The sequence below is a fragment of the Vibrio sp. M60_M70 genome (assembly GCF_037162085.1).
Taxonomy (GTDB): Bacteria; Pseudomonadota; Gammaproteobacteria; order Enterobacterales; family Vibrionaceae; genus Vibrio; species Vibrio diabolicus.
On the sequence record NZ_JARLUL010000001.1, the window covers coordinates 2845584 to 2860871 of the forward strand.

A 15288-nucleotide genomic window follows, 5' to 3' on the forward strand; every position below is an offset into this window, starting at 1 on the left:
TATTCCTTTCTCTAAGAAAATTATCTCTTATTCCGTAATTTTCTTACCCAAAGCAATTTTTTTGTTACTTTATTGAACAGAAGACGCACAAGGAAACGTTTGTCCTCCTACAAAACTATCAATTATCCCCTTTTTAATAGTTTTGCCCAATGTGCGCCACATTAGCCCACCTTTCCATTTTAAGGACGAGAAAAATGGCCAAAGTTTCACTGGAAAAAGAAAAGATTAAGATCCTCTTGTTAGAGGGACTCCACCCTTCTTCAGTTGAAGTTCTTCAAGCAGCTGGTTATACCAACATTGAGTACCATAAAGGTTCCCTTCCGGAAGAAGAATTGATTGAAGCGGTTAAAGACGTGCACTTCATCGGTATTCGCTCCCGTACGAACCTATCCGAAGAGGTAATCAATGCGGCGAATAAACTGGTTGCAATTGGCTGTTTTTGTATCGGTACTAACCAAGTAAACCTAGACGCAGCAGCAAAACGCGGCATTCCTGTGTTTAATGCACCGTTCTCTAACACACGCAGTGTGGCTGAGCTAGTGCTTGGTCAAATCCTACTACTTCTGCGTGGCATTCCTGAAAAGAATGCGCTTGCACATCGCGGTATTTGGAAGAAAAGTGCAGACAACTCTTACGAAGCACGTGGCAAACGTCTTGGCATTATCGGATACGGCCACATTGGTACGCAGCTAGGTATTATTGCCGAAAACTTAGGTATGCGCGTTTACTACTACGACATCGAGAACAAATTGTCCCTTGGTAATGCGACGCAAGTACATACCATGAGTGAACTACTAAACAAGTGTGACGTAATTTCTCTGCACGTTCCTGAAACGCCAGAAACAAAAAATATGATGGGTGAAGCTGAGTTTGCTCGCATGAAGCCAGGCTCAATCTTTATTAATGCAGCACGCGGCACTGTCGTGGATATTCCAGCGCTTTGCCATAGTTTAGAAGCAGGTCATATTGCGGGCGCTGCGATTGATGTATTCCCAACAGAACCGAAAACGAATGCCGACCCGTTCGAATCTCCTTTGCAGAAGTTCGATAATGTCATTCTCACTCCGCACGTTGGTGGTTCAACGCAAGAAGCACAAGAGAACATCGGTGTTGAGGTCGCAGGAAAACTGGCGAAGTACTCTGACAACGGCTCTACGCTTTCAAGCGTAAACTTCCCAGAGGTGTCACTGCCAGAGCACGGTGGTGAATGCTCTCGCTTGCTTCACATCCATAAAAACCGTCCTGGTATTCTTACTCAGATCAACACCATCTTCGCGGAAGACGGTATTAACATTGCTGCACAGTACCTACAAACAGCCGCTGAAATCGGCTACGTAGTGATCGATGTTGAAACCGAGCGCTCAGAAGAAGCGCTAGCGAAACTGAAAAGTATTGAAGGCACTATCCGTGCTCGTATCCTTCACTAATTTGTGAAGCAGAAATAACAAAGGCAGGGAATACCCTGCCTTTTCTTTTTGCACCCAGCCTTATTTCAGCTTGTAAATCACGTCAACTTGATCGCGAATAATCATGGTAGAATCTTGGTAGCTGTTTGCCCCTTCTTTACTGTCCATCGCCATCGAGCGCATTAGAACTGGCTGAACGTGCATCTGTCTGTAATTGATCTGCCAAACATCACCCAATTTTTTCTCAAAGCCAGTAGCCAGTGACGCTGCTTTTTCTCGCGCATCCTGGATAGCCGCCATGCGTGCCTTTTGCTGATACTCAGCCTGGTTGCTTACCTTAAGTTGAATATTATCAACCTGATTAATCCCTGCTTCTAACGCCATATCTAGGTACTGGTTTAGGTTTTTTAGATCCGTAACCGTCACATCAATGCTACGAGAAGCGCGATAACCAACGAGCTCTGCTTTGCCTGATTTAGGGTAGTGGTATTGAGGCGCAAGGTATAAATTCGAACTGGTAACATTGTCTTTTGATAAGCCAGCATCGGATAGATTTTTCAGAAATTGCTCAACGGTTTTGTCAACTGACTGCTTGGCCTGTTCAGCAGTCATTGTCGTATCTACCACTTTCACAGAAAACGTCGCCATATCTGGTGTAGCAATAACTTCACCATAACCCGTCGTCGTTACGTGAGCAAATTCAGGCGAGTTCGCCAACACTGAAGCACTAGTAAGGCTGAGTGCAGAAGCCAGCAAAAATGAATACAGTCTCATTCAATAAATCCATCCATACAAAAATAAAGTACTTACTCTCAGCAGAAAGGCTCAAGATTCAGACAAAACTATCACTACTGAGAAAGTGTATGGTTTCATAATAGAAACTTCTGTCGATTATCCAAGCACTCAGAATGACTTCTAACACAACTTTGACTATGTAACATTGGCGTAATTTTTCAACGAAACACTCTGTCGGCAATGAACCCATCGCTGCGTGCGTATTTCGGAGCATTCCGAACAGCCATTTCGGTATGACCCGAACACCTATTTCGGTTTAATCCGAACGTACATTCCGCGATTATCCGAACACTTTTAAGCGAACTCCGAAATCAGCGTTCGGAATAGCGAAAACCGCGTTCGGAATGCCCGAAATCCTTCCTTTTTCTCTTTTAAATCAATAGCTCGCTATTCTTTACTTCTTAAACAAGAACGTAAGGAAGCGACAATGGCTAAAAAGAGAACTCCAATGAACAAAATCAAAGAGATATTACGCCTTAAGTACGAGTGTGGGTTGTCCTACCGTAGTATTGCTAGTTGTCTCAATGTCAGCCTTGCAACAGTCTCAGAGCTTGTCGCTCGCTTTAAGCAAAGTCAGATAGGCTGGCCTCTCCCAGAAGGTTGCAGTGATACGGACCTTACCAAAGCCCTATATCATTCGAAGCAAGCCAGTCGAGACAAGGTTATGCCAGACTTCGCTCAGTACGCTGTCGAACTCAAACGTAAAGGCATGACAAAGATGTTATTGTGGCAGGAGTACCATGAGCAATATCAAGAGCAAGCTTACGCTTACACTCAGTTCTGCGAGCACTTCACTCGTTGGTTCAAAACCCAAAAGCGCAGTATGCGTCAGCTCCATGTTGCAGGTGATAAGCTGTTTATCGATTACTGTGGGCCTCGGCTTCAAGTGGTCAACCCTGATACAGGTGAAGTGCGCGAAGCAGAAGTGTTCGTAGCAAGCTTAGGCGCGTCCAACTACACCTATGTGGAAGCCTTCCCCAGCCAAGGGAAGTCTTACTGGTTAGAGGCGCATGCCAATGCCTTCGAGCACTTCGGTGGCGTCCCCCATCTCTTGGTTCCCGATAATCTACGCAGCGCGGTCAGCAAACCTAACCGTTATGAACCGAGGCTTAATGAAAGCTATCAAAAACTGGCAAATCATTATCAAACTGCCGTGATGCCAGCTCGCCCCTACAAACCGAAAGACAAAGCCAAAGCAGAAAATGCCGTCCTCCTAGTGGAACGTTGGATCATGATGCGACTTCGCCATCAAACCTTCCATACCTTTAAAGAGCTGAACCTCGCCATCCGTGAGCTTATGAATGACTTAAACGAACGTGAGATGAAGCAGTATGGTGCGAGCCGCAAAGCACTGTTCGACAAACTCGATAAACCCGCGTTAAAGCCCCTTCCTAAACAGCGATATCTCTATACCGAAACCAAGCGAGCCAAAGTTGGGCCTGATTATCACATCGAATATCGCCGTCACTACTACTCGGTTCCCCATCAACTGGTTGGCCACCATGTCGAGCTGGAAGCCTCCAACCGTCTGGTGCAGATCTACCACCAAGGTAACTTGATCGCTCAACATCCACGCAGCCAAAGGGAACGTGGAAACAGCACTCAACCAGAGCACATGCCGAGTAACCATCAACATCAAAAGTGGTCGCCTGGACGCTTGCTCAACTGGGGAGCCAATATCGGCCCAGCCACCCGAGAAGTCGTCAATAAGATGCTGAACGCCAAACCTCATCCAGAGCAGGCCTATCGTTCCTGTCTTGGGCTGCTCAATCTGAGTAAAACCTATGGCGAGTCGCGCCTAGAACAAGCCTGTAAAGATGCATTGATGCTGACAAAACCCAATTACACCTTCGTCAACAATCTACTCAAGAACAATCGTGAGGGGCACCTGAGTAAAGATAAAGCGAATACGCCGAACCTTGTTCACAGCAATGTTCGTGGCCCGAACTGTTATCACTAGGAGAAAGGATATGAACGCACTGAATGACCAACTCAAAACCCTGCGCTTAAGTCATGCGGCGAAAGCGTTAGAGCAGCAACAAGAGCAACTGACCACCTACGCAGAGCTGGACTTCGAGGAGAGGTTAAGCCTACTTCTGGAAAGTGAAATCTTGAATCGCAATCAAACCAAAATCCAACGCCTGAAACGACAAGCCAAGCTGAGAGTGGATGCTCAGCCGAGCCAACTTATTTACAAGGAGGGACGAAACCTCAACCGCAAGCAGATGAGCGAACTGCTAACGGGTGGCTATCTGCACAAGCACCAGAACATCTTGATCACAGGCCCAACAGGCGCAGGTAAAACGTATCTTGGTTGCGCACTGGCAACCAGCGCCTGCGACCAACAGCAAACGGTCAGATACTACCGATTAACTCGCTTGCTCGATGACCTGACCGCAGGTCGTCTGGATGGTAGTTATCAAAAACAACTTCAGTCGCTGGCTAAGAAAGGCTTACTACTCCTCGACGACTGGGGGATGGAAAAACTGACTCAAGAGCATGCTGGTCACTTGTTAGAAGTACTTGAAGATCGTTACCAAAACAGCAGCACAATCGTCATCAGCCAGTTACCAGTAAAAGAATGGTACAACATGATCGGCAACGCCACTGTCGCTGACGCTCTAATGGATCGTCTAGTTCACAATAGTCATCGAATAGAACTGGGAGGAGAATCAATGAGAAAACTGGCGCAATCCGAACACTTAGAGTAAAAATAGGGAAAGAGAAAAAGTGCTGGTTAAGGTGTTCGGAATAAACCGAAACAAGCGTTCGCAATCACCGAAATACGCAGCTGCGACAATGAACTTATTGAGGTAAGTGTCGCTGAGCATACCCGACTATCGCGTGTGAGATTTCTTGTAGAACCCCCGTTTCCAGTTGCCAATGATGCCAATAAATCCGATGGGACATTAAAAAACCGGGAGTAACATCAACCAACGCGCCACGCTCTAGCTCGTCGGTAATTTGCAAACGAGGGATTAAGCAATAGGCTACACCAGCTAACGCCACTTTTAGAAACGCTTCAGAGCTACTGATGTTATGGTGAATGACGCTATCAGGGCTGACATTGAAATGCTCGGTAAGAAAGGTTTTATGTAGGTCATCATATTGATCATACGAAACGGCCGGCGCCTTGGCCAAAGTCTGGTTATTGACGCCTTGAGCAAAGTAACGCTGATAAAACTCCGGGCTCGCGACACAAACGTAATCAACACGTCCCAAGTAATCCGCTCTACAGCCAGGTATCGGCTGGGATTCTAAGCTAATCGCCCCCGTCACTTCGCCACTTTTTAGCTTTTCGATGGAACGAGATTCACCATAGATAGTGAGTTTGAGTTCAACTTGACGCTGCTTCATGACATCTTGCAGTGCAGGCAGTAGCCAAGTAGCAAGGCTATCAGCATTGGTCGCCAAAGAGAGTTGTACAGGTCGAGTACTGGTATCATTCTTGATTTCGGGCAGAATTTCATGCTCGAGTAAGCGCACTCGACGATAAAGGCCTAATAACTTTTTACCAATCGGCGTTGGCTTGGGTGGTTGACTACGAACCAAAACGGGTTGTGCGAGAAACTTCTCTAATTGTTTAATACGTTGAGAAATCGCTGATTGCGAGACAAATAAATGTTCGGCTGCACGCTCAAAGCTCCCCTGATAAACCACTGCATCTAATGCCTCAATCCATTTATAGTCCAACCCTCTCATCCTGCTCTTCCTCTCCTGATAAAACATCAACCCTTAAATTAGCTTAGCTAATATAATATTAAAATCATTAATTATACTTATTTAGATAAACTCTTTATCTTTCACCCTTCTGAGCATTTATTGGTTATCTTGAAGTGAGGTGAAGTGTGAGCTTGTGGGTTCTATTGCAAGGGTTTGGTTTAGGGGCATCAATGATCATTCCGATTGGCGCACAAAATGCGTATGTCTTAAATCAAGGCATAAAGCGCAATCATCACCTGACGACTGCCACTATTTGTAGCATCCTAGATATGATCTTCATTTCTCTAGGTATCTTTGGTGGTGGTGCGATTTTGTCTCAAAATGAAATCTTACTAACATCGGTGACGCTTGGTGGTATTGCCTTCCTGAGCTTTTATGGATTACTGTCACTTAAGAGTGCGTTTAAGTCAGACAGTGAGTCAGAATCAAAAGGTGAAGTCGTCGCTCGTGGTCGTCGAACGGTCATTTTAGGCGCGTTAGCCGTCACAGTACTTAACCCACACTTGTACTTAGATACAGTCGTTATTCTGGGCTCTATTGGTGGGCAGTTTGAAGGCCATGACCGAATTGCTTTTGCACTAGGTACGATGATGGCTTCCTTTGTTTGGTTCTATACCTTGTCAATAGGAGCCGCAAAACTAGGTCCTACCCTATCAAAGCCAAGAGTGAAAAAAGGCATCGACATCGCGGTCGCAGTAATGATGTTCACGATTGCGTATGTTTTAGCTAGCGAACTTATTGAAAAGTACTGGTAATCAACAGGACAACAAAGACATGGAGTCACTAAAGCGTATCTATGATATCAATAGAGAGCGACTCAACGCGCTCTCTATTCCTTTTCGGGAATGGCAGCATGAAGCCATCTTAGACTTTGACACGGATATAAGAGTTGTGTCCGAGCTTGGATGGACAGGCACGCACACCAAAAGCCTCTTCTTAAAACTCAAAGGACAAGGCTACGCAATTTATCTAACAGAAAAAGACTCTCGCCTCGATGCCAAACAAATAAAAGCCGTCACAGGCAAACGCCCCTCAATTTGTGACGACGATGAAATGGTCGAAGTGTTAGGTTGTTTGCCTGGAGCGGTATGTCCGATTGGCTTACCTGAATATGTCACGCTCATTGTTGATACAGCCCTGTATCAACACGAAGAGTTGCTCTATACGCCAGGGTTGCCTGAATTCACCTTTGGCTTTGCCGGTAAACATCTAAAACGTCTATTGCTTGCCGGTAATCACATTCTTTATGAGATATAAAAAAGCGAGGCCAATTGGCCTCGCTTTCGAATATCTACCGCTTGTATTAAGCGTCGATTTTGTTCAGATGAACATCCATTTGTGGGAATGGAATTTCGATACCATTTTCATCCAATGCTTCTTTAATACCTTGCATTGCATCAAAGTATACGCCCCAGTAATCTTCAGTTTTCACCCATGGGCGAACCACAAAGTTTACTGAAGAGTCTGCCAGCGTAAGTACGCCGATTGTGATATCAGGATCTTTCAAGATACGCGGATCTTTTTCTAGCGTCTCGCGAATTACTTTCTTCGTTAGTTTAAGATCCGCTTTGTATGACACACCAATCACTAAGTCGACACGTCGCGTTGCATGACGAGAGTAGTTAGTAATTGCACCACCGATTACTGACGAGTTAGGCACAACAACCATCTTGTTGTCTGGTGTTTTTAGAACAGTTTGGAAGATTTGAATTGCTTCAACACTACCCGCTACACCGCCAATTTCTACGTAGTCGCCAGATTTGAATGGACGGAACGCAACAATGAGTACACCAGCTGCAAAGTTTGATAGTGAACCTTGTAGCGCAAGACCAACAGCAAGACCTGCCGCACCGATTACAGCCACGACTGAAGCGGTTTGAACGCCTAATCGACCAAGAGCGGCGATAAGTACGATTACAAATAGCAAGTAACGAACAAGACCGTGAATAAATTCAACGACAGCCTTATCCATGTTTTTCTTTTCTAGTACTTTAGAAACACTACCAGCGACTGCTTTAACGATAATATTACCGATAAACAGAATAAGCAGCGCAGAGATAATGTTCACACCGTACTGAACCAGTAGATCTGAGTTGTTTGTCAGCCAAGTTTCAGCCTGAGTTAGACCATCCGTTAAAGTGGTATCGATACCCACCGATTCACCTGCCATAATTCTTATCCTCAAAAATAAAGATATATAAATCCAATTGCCGTTAATTTATGAACCTTGTTTTTTAAAGGCTCTTTTCTAAAACAACATCCTTATTGCCCCACTGAACAGTGTCAGATTTTTGGCACAATATCCCAACTTTGACTTTTTTCAAAGTCAGAGTTTCGCAAAGATATGCAAAACAAGACTTTATCAGAGTTTTCTGATATTGGCTTGTTACAGGTTACGCAATGCACTCTTATTTCGCCACTCCTATGACTGATATTCCTATGTTTTTATTTAAAAACGTTAAAGGGGGAACATCCCACCAGAAATACAACCTGACGCATAAAGATATCAATAGGAAAACAGGGAAAGAAACATAGGGGCAAAATGATAGACATAAAAAAACCCGCTCAAAAAGCGGGTTTTTAAGTAACTTAATCAGTAACGATTATAGTACGTCAACTGCGTTTAGGTCAGCAAATGCTTGCTCTAGACGAGCTACCATTGAAGCTTGACCAGCACGTAGCCATACGCGTGGATCGTAGTACTTCTTGTTTGGTGCATCTTCACCAGTTGGGTTACCGATTTGACCTTGTAGGTAATCGTGGTTGTCAGCTTCGAACTTACGGATACCATCCCAAGTTGCCCACTGTGTATCAGTATCGATGTTCATTTTGATAACACCGTAACCGATAGACTCACGGATTTCTTCTAGAGAAGAACCTGAACCACCGTGGAATACGAAGTTTAGAGAGTTCGCTGGAAGACCGAATTTCTCAGAAACGTGCGCTTGAGAATCACGTAAGATAGTTGGAGTTAGAACAACGTTACCTGGCTTGTACACGCCGTGTACGTTACCGAAAGATGCTGCGATAGTGAAACGGTGGCTGATTGCGCTTAGTTTCTCGTATGCGTATGCAACGTCTTCTGGAGAAGTGTATAGCTCAGACGCATCCATATCAGAGTTGTCAACGCCGTCTTCTTCACCACCAGTACAACCTAGTTCGATTTCTAGAGTCATGTTCATTTTAGCCATGCGCTCTAGGTACTTAGCAGAAATTTCGATGTTCTCTTCTAGAGACTCTTCAGAAAGATCGATCATGTGAGAAGAGAATAGTGGCTTACCAGTTTGCGCGAAGTACTCTTCACCAGCGTCTAGTAGACCGTCGATCCAAGGAAGTAGTTTCTTAGCAGCGTGGTCAGTGTGTAGGATTACTGGTACACCGTAAGCTTCAGCTACAGCGTGAACGTATTTCGCACCAGCAACAGCACCTAGGATTTGAGCTTCTTGACCTTCAAGTTTTAGACCTTTACCAGCAAAGAAAGCAGCGCCACCGTTAGAGAATTGAACGATAACTGGAGCTTTAACTTTTGCAGCTGCTTCAAGTACTGCGTTTACAGAGTCAGTACCCACACAGTTTACTGCTGGAAGTGCAAAGCTGTTTTCTTTTGCAACTTCAAATACTTTCTGAACGTCATCGCCAGAGATAACACCTGGTTTTACGAAGTCGAAGATCTTAGACATGGATGTAATCCTATTTATCTGTCGTTTTTAAACAAAACTTGTTAAGTTGAAAATCTTGCAAACGTTTGCTCACAACTGAGGCTATTCTAGCAGAGTTCCTCACACGTTGCAGCAAACAAGAAAGCGGGAGAATCACTCCCCCGCTTTGCTTTAATTACTTAGCGCGTGCTTCTAGCATTTCTACTGCTGGAAGAACTTTACCTTCTACGAACTCAAGGAAAGCGCCGCCACCTGTAGAGATGTAAGAAACGTCAGCTTTGATACCGAACTTGTCGATAGCTGCTAGCGTGTCACCACCACCTGCAACAGAGAAGCCTTCAGATGCTGCGATAGCTTCTGAGATACCTTTAGTACCTGCTTCGAAGTTCTTGAATTCGAATACGCCTACTGGACCATTCCATAGGATAGTCTTCGCGTTCTTAAGGATTTCTGCTAGTTCAGCTGTTGAATCTGGGCCAAGGTCGAAGATCATGTCGTCGTCTTGTACTTCAGAAACGTGTTTAATTTCTGCTTCTGCGTTTTCGTCGAATGCTTTCGCACATGCAACGTCAGTTGCTACTGGAATTGCACACTCATCCATTAGCTTCTTAGCAGTGTCTACTAGATCCGCTTCGTATAGAGACTTACCAACGTTGTGGCCAGCAGCTGCGATAAATGTGTTAGCAATACCACCACCAACAACTAGTTGGTCAGCGATTTTAGATAGAGACTCAAGTACAGTTAGCTTAGTAGAAACTTTTGAACCACCTACGATAGCAACCATTGGACGAGCTGGGTTGTCCATTGCTTTACCTAGCGCTTCAAGCTCGTTTGCTAGAAGAGGGCCAGCACAAGCGATAGGTGCGTGCATACCAACACCATGAGTTGACGCTTGAGCGCGGTGAGCCGTACCGAATGCATCCATTACGAATACGTCACATAGTGCTGCGTATTTCTTAGATAGCTCTTCGTCGTTTTTCTTTTCGCCTTTGTTAAAGCGAACGTTTTCTAGAACAACAAGTTCACCAGCGTTTAGCTCTAGGCCATCTAGGTAGTCTTTTGCTAGCTTAACTTCACAATCTAGTGCGTCGTTTAGGTAGTTAACAACTGGTTGTAGAGAGAACTCTTCAGCGTATTCACCTTCAGTTGGGCGACCTAGGTGAGACGTAACCATTACTTTAGCGCCTGCTTCTAGGCAGTGCTTAATAGTTGGAAGAGATGCGATGATACGTGCATCTGAAGTTACTTTACCGTCTTTTACTGGCACGTTTAGGTCAGCACGGATAAATACACGTTTACCTGCAAGATCCAGGTCAGTCATCTTGATTACAGACATGATGTGTCCTCTCAAATATTGATAATTAAAGTTTTTGAAAACTCGGCAACCCTGCCAAGCCTGTTAATTCTTCAAACTGGTTATAGATGATATGGAGATATCATGGATTTATTTCAAGGCTTGAAATAAAAATTCTCCATCACTTCTTCGTCATTACTGCTCCACTTGAGAAGAAGCTTGCATTGCTAAGGCAGTATCCAGCATCCGGTTAGCAAAGCCCCATTCGTTGTCGCACCAAACAAGCATTTTTACGAGTTGCCCGTTACTCACTCTAGTCTGGCTTCCATCCACAATCGCACTATGGGGGTCGTGGTTAAAGTCGATGGAAACGAGTGGCGATTCAGTATAGTCAACAATGTTACGTAATGTACACTGAGATGCGTTAACAATGGTTTGATTTACGTCATTAACTTTCACATTTGTATTAATTGTGACACTTAAATCCATTGCGGTGACGTTAACGGTTGGGACACGAACAGAAATTGCTTCGAATTTGTTGGAAAATTTCGGGAAGATTCTTTCAATCCCCTTATGCAACTTGGTGTCAACCGGAATAATAGATTGGCTAGCAGCGCGGGTACGGCGTAGATCGTTATGGTACGCATCGATTACTTGCTGATCGTTCATGGAAGAGTGAATCGTGGTAATGGTACCGGACTCAATACCGAAGGCTTCGTCTAACACTTTAATGATGGGAACGATACAGTTGGTAGTACAAGAGCCATTGGAGACAACACGGTGCTCGTCTTTCAGAGTTTCGTGGTTCACACCATAGATAATCGTATTATCTATGTCGTTTGCGCCCGGGTGTGAAAACAGCACTTTCTTCGCGCCAGCTTCTATATGCGCTTGCCCATCAGCTTGTGAACCAAACACGCCAGTGCAATCCAAGACAATATCGACTTCTAAATCGCGCCAAGGAAGTAGTTCGAGTTCAGAGAGGTGAAGAATGCGAATAGAGTCATATTCGCCGCTGTCATGATGAACATGCAAGTGTTCTTGGTCGTGGGAGATTTTTTTACCGAAGCGACCATGACTAGTGTCATATTGCAGTAGGTGCGCCATCGCTTCTGGCTGCGCTAATTCGTTAACCGCCACAACCTTGATCTGCTGATGTTTTCCGCTTTCATATACGGCTCGCAGAACATTACGACCTATACGTCCAAATCCATTGATCGCAACCTTTAGCATTTATCCTTCGCCCTACCAAAAATTTCGTGTCACAGATACTACCTGATCAGGCTGAAAAACGCACCTGTTGAATCATAGTAAAGCAGGATTAAAAAAGGCCGAGACAATGCTCGGCCTTATTACAACAATAATTAAAATGCGACGTCTAAACCTAACCAGTAGCGACGGCCATCTTCGACATATCCGTATTCTTCGTAACTGATTTCCTCATCCAGCAAGTTATAGATCGCGCCTTTAATACGAGTATTGTCGGTTAACTGGTATGTCACACCTGCGTCCACAAAGGTATAAGCAGGCTCTACAATACTGTTTCTTGATGGGCCAGTAACCGGATCCATTTCTTTACCTCGGTAAGTGACTTTAGCCCAGCTTTCTAGATCTGTTGTTGTTTGCCAAGTTACATCCACATTAAACAAATGCTTTGGTAACTGCTGCAGCGGCATGCCTTTGTATTCACCTGTTTTTTGCTCTGAATCGGTAAATGTGTAGCTCGAGCTGAGGTAAATGGTTTCCGTTAATGGCGATGCTAAGGTCGCTTCAATACCTTGTGTGACCGCTTCGTCCACGTTAATGCGGTACGTTGGATCTGCACCCCATTGGTTTGGTCCATCTGTACAGATGGTATCTGGACAAACAACACGTGTGATCTTGTCTTTGAACTCATTATGGAACGCAGTCAAAGAGACATCTAAACCAGAGTCGCCTTGATACAAGACACTGATTTCTTTGTTTAGCGACGTTTCAGGGTCAAGGTCTGGGTTACCGTAGATATTACCGCCGCCACTGACTTGCGCCCAACCAGGAGTAATTTCACGTAATTGCGGAGAACGGAAACCTGTTGCCACGCCACCTTTCACAGTCCAAGACGGGTCAACTCGCCATACACCATAGACACGCGGACTAAAGTGCGCGCCATAGTTTTCGTCATGATCTAGACGACCACCAAGCGTAACGCTAAACGGATCGGCGATTCTCCATTCATCTTCAATGAAAACAGCCCACTGCGTATTCGATGTTTCGGTCTTCGATGACGCTTTATTGGAAGTAAAATCCTCAAGCTCGGCATGAGTAGCATCCACACCGCTCGTCAGCGTATGGTTTCCAATACCAGTCACCAAGCTCGACTTGAATGTAGTGTTGGTGATCGTCATCTCACGAGATTTGTTTTCGCTCTCTTCACGTTGTAAGTAAGTATCTGAGATGCCAACCGAGTCCCAGTCGCCATTGTGACTTAGCGTTACATAATTACGACGATATTCGTTGAGTGAATCCTCACAACCTCTTCGGCAACCCGTCGTTGGTACGGAAAGGCCAACGTTACCGCGACGACTTTGTGCCGATGTGCCACCCTCTAGTTGCACAGAATGGCGGTCATTAATCTGGTAGGTCAGTTTTGAAGAGATACTTTGCATATCTTTATCTTCATAACCGTATTCAATATCGTCTTCTTCTCTTGCGGTATACTGACCGTATACTTGGAGAGATAGATTTTCGGCTAGCGGCCCATTGACGAAGAAATTCGCGCTCTGCTCTCCGCCCGAGCGACTGTTTTCTTGCAGAACCGTGCCTAGCTGAACATTACCTGTCCACTCCATCGCGTCTTTTCGCGTGATCACGTTAATTACACCACCAATCGCATCAGAGCCATAAAGCGTCGACATTGGACCACGGATAACTTCAATTCGCTCAATCGCTTGAAGAGGAGGCAACCAACCTTGTTCGATACCAGGGCCGTCACTATTTGGACGAGTTTCACGTGTGCTTTGACGTTTACCATCGACCAGTATCAAAGTGTATTTGGAGCCCATACCACGGATACTGATGTCGGTAGTGTCACCACCGCCTGTCACGACAACACCAGGCACACTTTTTAGTGCATCAGTCACATCGCGGTAATAACGAGAGTCCAACTCCTCACGCGAAATCACACTAATACTTGCAGGCGCGTCCGCTTGAGATTGCTCATAACTTGATGCAGTTACAACCACTGTTTCCATTTTAGAAACTGCATCATTGGCAAACACATGAGGGACACTGACGAAGGCTAAAATACCAGTTGCAGTAATAACTGGCAGTCTAAGAGTAGACATCTATATCTCCATAATTGATAATGATTATTATTTTCTAAAGTGAATTATTCACAAATAGAATGAGATGCATAGTGAGAGTTATGGAACGGTTCTTCCCATTTATGGAACCCGTGCATAACGCAGTAAGGAGTAAATGAAATATGCACGACTTAGCATCAATTCGAGCCTTTGATGCGCTCAATCAGCATAAGAGTTTGACCGCCGCTGCCAAGGCCCTTAACCAGCCTAAATCAACGCTGAGTCGTCGCTTAGCACAATTAGAAGAAGATTTCGGTCAGGCTCTCACCGCAAGACAAGGTAACCGATTAGTTCTGACAAGGGCGGGAGAAATTTTTGCCCACTACAGTCGCCAGATTCTTGAGCTAAGTGAAGAGAGTTATGACGCACTTCAAGGTTTAACAAACCAAGTTTCAGGGCCGCTGCATATTGTTTGTCACACAGCATTAGTTAGAAGTTGGCTAGGAGGTGTGCTCAACGGCTTTCTTGCCGATAATCCTGACGTTAGGGTTCAACTTACCAGTGACTTTTCTGAAGCGCACCATGACCCAGATTTGTTCATCTGGCTCGGTGAGCGTAAAGATCTCGATTGGCGCAAAGAGGTATTAGGCTCATTTCGTTACACGCCCTTTGCCTCTCCAGCTTATCTTGAACAACACGGTTCGATCCTGCACCCCAAAGAGCTTGAAGCGCATCCGTGGATCGATTTTGGCTCGGTACAAGAAAATGGATTGATGCTCACACACCCTCAACACGGTGAGTTCTTTTTAGAGCCATTTGTGAGTCGCTTATACAGCGACAACATCGCAATGCAGATCGACAGCATCGCGAATGGTCATGGTATTGGACTGTTGCCAACTTGGACAGCAAGCGGCTACGAGAAACATCATCCGGGTCGAATCACACCTTGCTTAGAAGGTTGGCTTTCAGAGCCCATCTCCATTAACTGCTATACGCCTGCAGGAAGACCACCACTGCGCTTATCCGTACTTTTAGACTGTATTCACCAAAGCATTCCACAAGGTTGGAAAACCTGACAAAAAACAAAAAAGGCCATCGCAATGATGGCCTTTCCAACTTTAGTATCTAAC

At 45.0% G+C, this 15288-nt stretch carries 13 protein-coding genes; 6 read left to right on the forward strand and 7 right to left on the reverse strand.

Annotation, left to right across the window (positions count from 1 at the left end):
• Positions 1–194 precede the first annotated feature (194 nt).
• Positions 195–1427 carry a phosphoglycerate dehydrogenase gene (gene serA, locus P4S59_RS13220; RefSeq protein WP_005393937.1) on the forward strand — a complete coding sequence of 411 codons (1233 nt, stop codon included), beginning with the start codon at positions 195–197 and terminating at the stop codon, positions 1425–1427.
• 60 nt (positions 1428–1487) lie between these two features.
• On the opposite strand, the gene P4S59_RS13225 is transcribed toward serA, so the two are convergent.
• On the reverse strand, positions 1488–2180 hold the full coding sequence (locus P4S59_RS13225; RefSeq protein ID WP_005393939.1) for an oxidative stress defense protein: 693 nt from the start codon (positions 2178–2180) through the stop codon (positions 1488–1490).
• A 448-nt stretch (positions 2181–2628) separates the two neighbouring features.
• Here P4S59_RS13225 and istA point away from each other — a divergent pair, with 448 nt between their 5' ends.
• Together istA and istB are read left to right on the forward strand one after the other, a co-directional pair.
• The gene (istA, locus tag P4S59_RS13230; protein WP_337167981.1) at positions 2629–4161 is read left to right on the forward strand and encodes an IS21 family transposase; all 1533 of its coding nucleotides are present in this window, start codon (positions 2629–2631) and stop codon (positions 4159–4161) included.
• A gap of 10 nt (positions 4162–4171) precedes the next feature.
• Positions 4172–4912, forward strand: a complete 741-nt coding sequence (gene istB, locus P4S59_RS13235; RefSeq protein WP_238131037.1) for an IS21-like element ISVch3 family helper ATPase IstB — start codon at positions 4172–4174, stop codon at positions 4910–4912.
• A gap of 94 nt (positions 4913–5006) precedes the next feature.
• On the opposite strand, the gene P4S59_RS13240 is transcribed toward istB, so the two are convergent.
• A complete protein-coding gene (locus P4S59_RS13240) occupies positions 5007–5903 on the reverse strand; it encodes a LysR family transcriptional regulator ArgP (protein ID WP_053807735.1) in 897 nt (298 codons plus the stop codon).
• Positions 5904–6049: 146 nt separating this feature from the next.
• Between P4S59_RS13240 and P4S59_RS13245 the strand changes: the two genes are divergently transcribed.
• Positions 6050–6679: a LysE/ArgO family amino acid transporter gene (locus P4S59_RS13245; protein ID WP_074191802.1), complete on the forward strand. Its 630-nt coding sequence runs from the start codon at positions 6050–6052 to the stop codon at positions 6677–6679.
• Between the two features lie 19 nt (positions 6680–6698).
• Complete coding sequence (locus tag P4S59_RS13250) at positions 6699–7181, forward strand: YbaK/EbsC family protein (RefSeq protein ID WP_337168531.1); 483 nt, start codon at positions 6699–6701, stop codon at positions 7179–7181.
• Positions 7182–7227: 46 nt separating this feature from the next.
• Here P4S59_RS13250 and mscS read toward each other — a convergent pair whose 3' ends face one another.
• The 5 genes from mscS to P4S59_RS13275 form a co-directional block, all read right to left on the reverse strand.
• Positions 7228–8094, reverse strand: a complete 867-nt coding sequence (gene mscS, locus P4S59_RS13255) for a small-conductance mechanosensitive channel MscS (RefSeq protein ID WP_337168532.1) — start codon at positions 8092–8094, stop codon at positions 7228–7230.
• Between the two features lie 433 nt (positions 8095–8527).
• Positions 8528–9604: a class II fructose-bisphosphate aldolase gene (gene fbaA / locus P4S59_RS13260; protein ID WP_337168533.1), complete on the reverse strand. Its 1077-nt coding sequence runs from the start codon at positions 9602–9604 to the stop codon at positions 8528–8530.
• Positions 9605–9758: 154 nt separating this feature from the next.
• Positions 9759–10919 carry a phosphoglycerate kinase gene (locus tag P4S59_RS13265; protein WP_005393948.1) on the reverse strand — a complete coding sequence of 387 codons (1161 nt, stop codon included), beginning with the start codon at positions 10917–10919 and terminating at the stop codon, positions 9759–9761.
• Positions 10920–11072: 153 nt separating this feature from the next.
• Entirely contained in the window at positions 11073–12110 is a 1038-nt protein-coding gene (epd, locus tag P4S59_RS13270; protein WP_006743084.1) for an erythrose-4-phosphate dehydrogenase, read from the reverse strand.
• A gap of 131 nt (positions 12111–12241) precedes the next feature.
• Entirely contained in the window at positions 12242–14200 is a 1959-nt protein-coding gene (locus P4S59_RS13275) for a ligand-gated channel protein (protein WP_337168534.1), read from the reverse strand.
• A 140-nt stretch (positions 14201–14340) separates the two neighbouring features.
• Between P4S59_RS13275 and P4S59_RS13280 the strand changes: the two genes are divergently transcribed.
• Positions 14341–15234 (forward strand): LysR family transcriptional regulator, encoded by an 894-nt coding sequence (locus P4S59_RS13280; protein WP_006743086.1) that lies wholly within the window; start codon positions 14341–14343, stop codon positions 15232–15234.
• Positions 15235–15288: the final 54 nt, after the last annotated feature.

Bases quoted from the DNA above. Each gene is read 5' to 3' on its own strand.
- serA (WP_005393937.1), top strand. From the start codon at position 195: ATGGCCAAAGTTTCACTGGAAAAAGAAAAGATTAAGATCCTCTTGTTA.
- P4S59_RS13225 (WP_005393939.1), bottom strand. From the start codon at position 2,180: ATGAGACTGTATTCATTTTTGCTGGCTTCTGCACTCAGCCTTACTAGT.
- istA (WP_337167981.1), top strand. From the start codon at position 2,629: ATGGCTAAAAAGAGAACTCCAATGAACAAAATCAAAGAGATATTACGC.
- istB (WP_238131037.1), top strand. From the start codon at position 4,172: ATGAACGCACTGAATGACCAACTCAAAACCCTGCGCTTAAGTCATGCG.
- P4S59_RS13240 (WP_053807735.1), bottom strand. From the start codon at position 5,903: ATGAGAGGGTTGGACTATAAATGGATTGAGGCATTAGATGCAGTGGTT.
- P4S59_RS13250 (WP_337168531.1), top strand. From the start codon at position 6,699: ATGGAGTCACTAAAGCGTATCTATGATATCAATAGAGAGCGACTCAAC.
- mscS (WP_337168532.1), bottom strand. From the start codon at position 8,094: ATGGCAGGTGAATCGGTGGGTATCGATACCACTTTAACGGATGGTCTA.
- fbaA (WP_337168533.1), bottom strand. From the start codon at position 9,604: ATGTCTAAGATCTTCGACTTCGTAAAACCAGGTGTTATCTCTGGCGAT.
- P4S59_RS13265 (WP_005393948.1), bottom strand. From the start codon at position 10,919: ATGTCTGTAATCAAGATGACTGACCTGGATCTTGCAGGTAAACGTGTA.
- epd (WP_006743084.1), bottom strand. From the start codon at position 12,110: ATGCTAAAGGTTGCGATCAATGGATTTGGACGTATAGGTCGTAATGTT.
- P4S59_RS13275 (WP_337168534.1), bottom strand. From the start codon at position 14,200: ATGTCTACTCTTAGACTGCCAGTTATTACTGCAACTGGTATTTTAGCC.
- P4S59_RS13280 (WP_006743086.1), top strand. From the start codon at position 14,341: ATGCACGACTTAGCATCAATTCGAGCCTTTGATGCGCTCAATCAGCAT.